5 protein-coding genes and 1 pseudogene are annotated in these 5,714 nt (G+C 34.4%); 4 read left to right on the forward strand and 2 right to left on the reverse strand.

All coding sequences use genetic code 11. The annotated features are described in order from the left end of the window. Positions 1-396 (forward strand): N-acetyltransferase (locus AC3AX0_RS01115; RefSeq protein ID WP_487548462.1); only part of this gene is annotated, 396 nt, incomplete at its 5' end. 75 nt (positions 397-471) lie between these two features. Here the strand turns inward: AC3AX0_RS01115 and AC3AX0_RS01120 are convergent. Together AC3AX0_RS01120 and AC3AX0_RS01125 are read right to left on the reverse strand one after the other, a co-directional pair. Beyond that, entirely contained in the window at positions 472-1,959 is a 1,488-nt protein-coding gene (locus AC3AX0_RS01120; protein ID WP_487548463.1) for a UxaA family hydrolase, read from the reverse strand. Between the two features lie 23 nt (positions 1,960-1,982). Continuing rightward, complete coding sequence (locus AC3AX0_RS01125; RefSeq protein WP_487548464.1) at positions 1,983-3,434, reverse strand: tagaturonate reductase; 1,452 nt, start codon at positions 3,432-3,434, stop codon at positions 1,983-1,985. Between the two features lie 440 nt (positions 3,435-3,874). On the opposite strand from AC3AX0_RS01125, the gene AC3AX0_RS01130 reads away from it, so the two are divergent. The 3 genes and pseudogenes from AC3AX0_RS01130 to AC3AX0_RS01140 all read left to right on the forward strand — a co-directional run. After that, positions 3,875-4,933 (forward strand): C4-dicarboxylate TRAP transporter substrate-binding protein, encoded by a 1,059-nt coding sequence (locus AC3AX0_RS01130; protein ID WP_487548465.1) that lies wholly within the window; start codon positions 3,875-3,877, stop codon positions 4,931-4,933. Between the two features lie 157 nt (positions 4,934-5,090). Further along, positions 5,091-5,594, forward strand: a complete 504-nt coding sequence (locus tag AC3AX0_RS01135; protein WP_487548466.1) for a TRAP transporter small permease — start codon at positions 5,091-5,093, stop codon at positions 5,592-5,594. Beyond that, positions 5,584-5,714, forward strand: a pseudogene (locus AC3AX0_RS01140) (C4-dicarboxylate ABC transporter); the annotation flags it as partial. The gene AC3AX0_RS01135 and the pseudogene AC3AX0_RS01140, both read left to right, overlap by 11 nt.

A 5,714-nucleotide genomic window follows, 5' to 3' on the forward strand; every position in this document is an offset into this window, starting at 1 on the left:
AAATTCGAGATTCTTACCATAGATCAACACTCGGAATTTTACAATAAGTTCATGGATTACAATAAAAAAGAAATTCGTAAATTTTTCATGACTGAAAACTTCAACCTTACTGAAAATTCACTAGGCTTTTATATTCTAAGAAATCTTGTGACCACTGGCATATTCATAGGTGAAAAGAAGGGAAACATACTTGAAGTCAAACTCGACTATGTAATACCTGCCTATAGAGATTTTAAAACTGGCAAATTCGTATATGATAACTGTCTCGACTTTTTCAGAAAAAAAGGTATAACAAGAATTACAGCTTCGGCAAAACATTTAGAACACCACAACTATCTAATTAAAATGGGTTTCAAGAGTATTGCAGAAAGAGATTATTACTATCTTGATATATGATTTTTTAAAAATAGAACACTAAAAAACCGCCTCGAATACAATCATCCGTTCAGGCGGTTTTAATTATATGACTATTTACAATACAACACCAGTTTTAAACAATGCTATTTCTCTGAAGTCATTTTCTTCATTTTTTGCTTCCCTACCATTAATAATCTCAACTAGTAATTCAACAAAATCAACAAAGAGCTCTTCCATAGTTACACCTTCTGTAAGTTTTCCTGCATTGAAATCTATCCAGTTCTTCTTTTTTTCACCAAGAGCACTGTTTGTAGAAATCTTAACTGTAGGTATGAATCCACCGAAAGGAGTACCTCTTCCTGTTGTAAAAAGTACTATATTGCACCCTGCTATTCCAAGAGCTGTTGTAGCTACCAAGTCATTTCCTGGAGAATATATAAGATTAAGTCCCTTGTTCTTTAATATTTCACCATATTTCAATACATCTGTAACAATAGAACTTCCTGCCTTTTGAGTACATCCAAGAGATTTCTCTTCAAGTGTTGTTATTCCACCTTTTTTGTTGCCTGGAGAAGGATTGTCATATATTACCTGGTCATGTCTCTTGTAGAAATCCTTAAAATAGTTTACCATATCAACAATTCCATCGAATGTATCTTCATCTTTTGCTCTATCCATAAGAATTGTCTCGGCACCAAACATTTCAGGCACCTCTGTTAGAACACTGGTACCTCCAAGGCTGATTACATAATCAGAAAAAAGTCCAAGAAGTGGATTGGCTGTAATACCCGAAAGTCCATCAGAACCTCCGCACTCAAGTCCAAATTTCACCTCTCCAATGGAAGTCGATTCCCTTTTATCATGTTTTGCTATGCTATAAAGTTCTTCAAGAAGATTAAGTCCAGCTTCTATTTCATCATCTTCTTCCTGTGAAATCATGAATCTAGTTCTATCATTATCATACTCTCCAAGAGTATCCCTAAATGCATCTATTTGATTATTTTCACATCCAAGTCCGACAACAAGTACTCCACCTGCATTTGGATGCTTAACCATTGCCTGAAGGGCTGTCCTTGTATTTACATGGTCTTCTCCCATCTGTGAACATCCATAAGGATGTGTATATGTATATATTCCATCAACTTCCAAATCAGGATTTCTTTTTAGAAAGTTTTTTACTATGGCCTCCGATATTCCATTTGAACATCCTACAGTTGGTATTACCCATAGTTCATTTCTTATGCCTACATTTCCATTTTTTCTTTTGTATACCTCTACTCTTCTGTCTTCCATTTGTTCAATGACAGTTTCCTTCACAGGACTATATTTATACTCTATCAAATCATCCAGCAAGGTTTTAACATTATGTACATGAACATGGCTTCCTTGGTTTCTATCTTCAACAGCTCCACCTATTGGATACCCATATTTTATTATTCTGTCTCCCAGATTGATATTCTTAAATGCTATTTTGTGTCCACGGTCTATATCTTCCTTTAATATTATCTCAGCACCATCCACTGATATTTTGTCGCCTTTTTTGAGATTGGAAAGGGCTGTTATCACATTGTCATTTTCATTTAATTTTATGACATTATTCATAACTTATCTCCTAAATTAGATATTTAAAGCTCTAATATAGTTTCCAAAGTTTTCTTTATTCCATTTATATTTATTGAATAAACATACTCTGAAACCATTTTATGTAATCCATCTACATCATTAAGATTCATCTTCCATATTTCATCCATTGCCAAAACTTCTCCGACAATTTTTTCTGCACTTTCAAGTGAATCATCCCAAACTGTCCAAATTTTTGTATACTTTTCAAGTATAGACTTATCATCCTTAAGGTCAAAAGTTTTTCCATCATAGCTTCCCCTATAAAAAGTTATAAGTGATGCAAGACCGAAAAGTAACTTCTTCGGTAATTTCCCTTCTATTTTTATATAGTCAAGTATTGACGGAAGTACCCTTGTCTCATATTTCGAATTGGAATTAAGTGATATGGCACTTAGCATATGCTTGATATATGGATTTCTAAATCTATCCATTACATCTGCAACAAATACCTTCAATTCAGCTTCAGGAAGATCTATAGTTGCACTTATTTCTTCCTTCATTATATCATCAATATATTTTCCAACTAAGTCATCCCCTACAGCTTGACCTACAGTTTCAATTCCACTTAGAAGTCCTACTGGCACCATACTAGTATGCGCTCCATTAAGTACTCTTACTTTTCTTGTTCTATAATTTTGCAAATCATCTGTAAATACTACGTTTAATCCAGCCTTGTCTGCAGGGAAAATTTCTCTGACTTCTTTAGGTCCTTCAATAACCCAAAGATGGAACTGTTCTCCTTCAACCACCAAATTATCACTATATCCAAGTTCCTCACATATTTCATCAATTCTGTCTCTTGGAAATCCTGTAACTATTCTATCTACTAGCGTATTACAGTATATATTATTGTTATTTAACCATTTTATAAAGTCTTCTTCAAGACTCCAGTCAGATGCAATGGTATTTAGTATCCTCTTAAGGTTATCTCCATTGTTTTCTATTAACTCACATGAAAGAAGTAAAACACCTGAATTTTCCTTATCTTCAATTGTATTATACCTTTCATATAACCATGATAAAAGTTTTGCAGGATATGAAGTTTGTACAAGGTCATTTTTCCTATCTTCCTTTAAGTATGCTATTCCAGATTCAGTTGTATTACTTATTATAATTTTAATATTCTCATCTCTTGCAGTTTCCATATAAGATTCAAACTCACTATAAGGGTTGATACAGTTATTTACTACATCTATAAGATACTTGTCTCTGACTGGCTCTCCATTCTTTATTCCCTGAAGAAAAAGAGTATATAGACCGTCTTGGTCATTTATAAGTTCCGACAACCCTTTTTCTATTGGTTGTACAAGTGTAACCCCACTGTCAAAATTAATTTCCCTATTCATTGTAAATACTATCCAATCTACAAAAGCACGGAGAAAATTTCCTTCTCCAAATTGCAACACCCTAGTTGTATATTTACTGCTTTCAATAGTATTTCTATTTAGCTTCATATTGCCTCCCTAATTATATTTAATGCTTCATCCTTGATATATCTAAAATATATCTTATTGAGATGTATTTGTCAACCCAGATTAGATGCAAACCATTTCAATAATAAATCCATAGTGGTTTTACATTTTTAAAAAGATTGTCTATATATTAACAACCCTATAATTGTCTTTTTTATAGCGATACTGCCCTTGCAAAATCCATACTGAAAGCTATTATAGATCGACAGTCTTTCACTATAATATTAGCATATGAGCAGTATGCAAGGATTAACGTTATAATATTAACATACTGTGTAACAACTATATCATCTACTCCTTCACGGAAGCTTACTAGCCACTAAAAACATATTGACAAAATAATATTTTAAATATATGATAGATATATCAGAGATGGTTTTTATACGTCTTTGTAAACAAAACTAAATTTTCTGGAGGAAAAAATGAAAAGAGCACTTGCATTATTATTAGCTTTATTGATGGTATTTGCCGTGGTAGGATGTGCCAAGGACGAGCCCGTAGCACCAGCAGAACCTAATGAAGAAAATGGTGGCGAAAAAGATACAGTAGAGGAAAACGTTGATCCTATATTGATTCAAATAGCTTATGGAAACAATCCTGGCGAGCCAATCGACTTGGCTGCCAACGAATGGGCAAGATTAATTGAAGAAAGAAGTAACGGAGCGATGAAAGTTGAAGTTTATCCTTCAGCACAACTTGGTTCTAAAAGTGATGTTATCGACCAGATGCTAGCTGGTGACAATGTAATCACATTGGCAGACGGAGCTTTTCTTGCTGACAGAGGAGCAAAAGATCTTGGTATCATGTTCGCACCTTATGTATTCGAATCATGGGACGATGTATGGAGACTTGTTGAAAGTCCATGGTTCGCTGATCAAGCTGCAATAGTTGAAGAGCAAGGTTTGAAGGTTCTTACCGCAAACTGGATATATGGAGACAGACATACACTTACAGTTGATCCTGTAACTGCAGTTGCTGATTTAGAAGGTATGAAGATAAGAGTTCCAAACAACAATATTCAAATAAAAGGTATGGAAGTTCTCGGAGCAACTCCAACACCTATGGCATTTGGAGATATCTACACTGCACTTCAACAAGGAGTTGTAGACGGTGTTGAAAATCCTCTTGGAGTACTTTACGCAGGTAAATTCTATGAAGTTGCCAAGCATCTTATTCTTGATGCTCACGTTAAGAACTTAACTCTATGGATAGGTGGAACTGCAATGTATGATTCACTTACACCTGAACAACAACAAATCCTTATGGAAACAGGTAACGAAGCAGGACTATTCAACAACGGAATCGTTGACAAGGCAAATGAAGAAGCTTTGGCAGCACTTGAGGCTGAAGGTGTAATAGTTCATGAAATAGATATAACTGAATTCCAAGAATCTGCACTTAAGTTCTATGAAATAGAATCAATCACAAAAGACTGGACTCCTGGATTGTATGACACTGTAAAAGCAGCAATGCAAGAATAAGTCTAATTACATATAAACATTAAGAGAAGGCATATGACTCCCAAAGGGCCATATGCCTTTATTAAATCAGATTACAAATTGGTTTGACTTAGTATCCCTGTCTTTGTCCATGGTGCTAATGTGAAGCGATGAAAAAGTAGTCACGGAGGTAAAATATATGAAAAAAATACTTAACACTATATTGAAGATTGACTATGTCATCGCTGTTACAGCAGTTACAGCATTGATTGGCGTAACCTTCTTCGGTGTTTTTATGAGATATCTGTTCAACAGTCCCTTTGTATGGCTGGAAGAAGTACAGATGTGGTTAATCATCTGGGTAGTTTTTTATGGAGGTGCTGCGGCTGTCAGATCAGGCAATCATGTATCCATAGAATTTATTGTCGAAAGATTTCCCAAAAATTTACATAAAATGGCAACTTTATTAGAAGTAATTGTTGTAACTGTAGTTTTATGGTTTTTATCAACCAACAGCATTGCATTAATACAGCAATACATTAAAACTTCAAGGGTCACCAATATTCTTCATATTCCATTTGTATTCATTTATTCTGCAGTTCCAATTGGTTGTTTTTTAATTGTATTAAATTTCATACTGTTGGCAATTGAAGAATTAACCGGTAAACAAATACTAGAAGAGGAGGCAGGTCATGCAAATTAACCCAATAGCAATAGCAGCAATCATAATGCTTGTCTTTCTATTTTTAAAAGTACCTGTATTTGCATCTGTCCTTACTGCATCTGCAACCTATTTCTTCCTCACTCCTGGTGTATCTACAAA

Source organism: Dethiosulfatibacter sp., from assembly GCF_983023055.1.

What these genes read in the sequence shown, in the direction of transcription:
- AC3AX0_RS01120 (WP_487548463.1), bottom strand. Translation starts at nt 1,959, where the DNA reads ATGAATAATGTCATAAAATTAAATGAAAATGACAATGTGATAACAGCC.
- AC3AX0_RS01125 (WP_487548464.1), bottom strand. Translation starts at nt 3,434, where the DNA reads ATGAAGCTAAATAGAAATACTATTGAAAGCAGTAAATATACAACTAGG.
- AC3AX0_RS01130 (WP_487548465.1), top strand. Translation starts at nt 3,875, where the DNA reads ATGAAAAGAGCACTTGCATTATTATTAGCTTTATTGATGGTATTTGCC.
- AC3AX0_RS01135 (WP_487548466.1), top strand. Translation starts at nt 5,091, where the DNA reads ATGAAAAAAATACTTAACACTATATTGAAGATTGACTATGTCATCGCT.